This is a genomic window from Henriciella sp., from assembly GCF_049649345.1.
GTDB lineage: Bacteria > Pseudomonadota > Alphaproteobacteria > Caulobacterales > Hyphomonadaceae > Henriciella.
Genome location: NZ_JBARZC010000348.1, coordinates 1 through 1,713 on the forward strand (window position 1 = coordinate 1; position 1,713 = coordinate 1,713).

The following is a 1,713-nucleotide window of genomic DNA, read 5'->3' on the forward strand; positions in this document are numbered from 1 at the left end:
GACTTGGCCGCCAGAAGGGCCGAGACCCCGCCGGCCTGCCTGAAAGCGCGCTTCAGGGCTTCGGCGAGCCCCGGCGCAAGGCCGAGCGCGTCGACAAACGCCGGGAAGATGGAAAGGTCGCCAAGCCGCGTCTCGCTTTCGCCGACGCCAGCGCTGGCGGCCGCTTCGCAGACCAGTGCAAAACTCTCGGCATCCACATCAGGGCTGGACTGCGCGCCGTAGCGTTCAAACCCGATCTGCGTAAACTCCATCGCATCGTCCGGCACCACCGGAAGGCGGAATGCCCGCGCCGCATAACGCTTGACCACTTCGCCAGACACACCGGCCTCTGCCTGAGCGATGGCGAGCGGCAAGGTCAGGTCCGGGCGCAGCGCGCATTCTTCGCCATTCTCCCCGGAAAAAACGCAGAGCCGAGCGCGTACCGCCTCGCCGGACAATTCCAGCGGCTGGTTCGCTGGCATGATGATGGGTGGGTCTGTCAGCTCACCACCAAGGCGCGCGAAGATGTCGAGCGGACTCGTCATTGCAAAACCTCCCAGTAGGTAGCTGTCGGGTCGACTTTAAACTCCCACGCGGTCCAGCAGTCTCGTGATTCCGTGCCGATATGATTTCCGCACTTGCAGACCTTGTTGGGTCCGTCGATACCTGAAGGACCGCAACACCCGCGAACGCGGTCTTTGAATGGCGTGTCGGCAACGTCCTCAGCCAGAGACTCAGTGCTCATGAACACATAATTGGTGTAGAGCAAATCCCGGCACTCATTCCACTTTGATTGAGGAATGGGTTCCATCGTCACCCAGCCTTCTCCTTTTGGGAATGCTGGTTTGAGCGGGCGCCGGAACGGCAAATCGTCCTCGACCTCAAGACTAACCGGTTCGCTCACAACAGCATCGCACACAGCACAATGAAGAATATGCGTGACGCGCTTGCTCATTCCGCCGCCTCGACAATCTCACGCACCTTCGCGACCATGTCGGCGCGCGGCGCTTCGAACTGGCCGGGGCGGGCTTCGCGATATTCCTCATTCGACTTGATCGCCGCGGCCTGTTTGGCGCCCTCTTTCAGATCCTTGATGGTAACGACGCCCTTGGCGATCTCATCCTCGCCGACCATGACGGCCACGGGCGCGCCGCGGCGGTCTGCATATTTCATCTGCGGGCGCATGCCGGACGAGCCCATATAGGCTTCGGCCCGGATGCCGGCAGCGCGCAGCTCGGTGGCGAGCTTGAGGGCTTCGGTCGGGTCATCGCGGTTCATGTTGAGGATGACCACCGGACCATTCAGCGCGTCGATCTCCCCGGAGATGGCGAAGGCTGCAGCGAGGCGCGAGATGCCAACCGAGAAGCCGGTCGCGGGGACTTTCTCACCAGTGAAACGCGCGACGAGATCATCATAGCGTCCGCCGCCACCAACAGAGCCGATGCGGACCGTGTTGCCATCCTCGTCGACCGTCTCTTTCAGCAGCTCTGCCTCAAAGACCGGGCCGGTGTAATATTCGAGGCCGCGCACAACGGACGGGTCAAACAGGACGTCTCCATCCGGGCAGCCAAACGCTTCAAGCCCGCGCGCGATGGCGGCCAGCTCATCCAGGCCAGCCTGCGCTTCCGGTCCGGTGCCAACAGCCGTGCCAAGCGCTTCGAGCGTCTCGCTGCGCGTCGGGCGCCCAGCCTTGGCGAAGGCCATGACGCGGTCGATCCCGGCAGGGTCGAGGCC

At 63.2% G+C, this 1,713-nt stretch carries 3 protein-coding genes; all 3 read right to left on the reverse strand.

The window, feature by feature from the left end; translation table 11 throughout:
* On the reverse strand, nt 1-524 hold a 524-nt coding region (locus WA989_RS09505; RefSeq protein WP_424340261.1), incomplete at its 3' end, for an ATP phosphoribosyltransferase regulatory subunit.
* On the reverse strand, nt 521-934 hold the full coding sequence (locus WA989_RS09510; protein ID WP_424340262.1) for a hypothetical protein: 414 nt from the start codon (nt 932-934) through the stop codon (nt 521-523). The genes WA989_RS09505 and WA989_RS09510, both read right to left, overlap by 4 nt.
* A partial coding sequence (locus tag WA989_RS09515) for an ATP phosphoribosyltransferase regulatory subunit (protein WP_424340263.1) occupies nt 931-1,713 on the reverse strand: 783 nt, incomplete at its 5' end. The genes WA989_RS09510 and WA989_RS09515, both read right to left, overlap by 4 nt.

Bases quoted from the DNA above. Each gene is read 5' to 3' on its own strand.
- WA989_RS09510 (WP_424340262.1), bottom strand. From the start codon at position 934: ATGAGCAAGCGCGTCACGCATATTCTTCATTGTGCTGTGTGCGATGCT.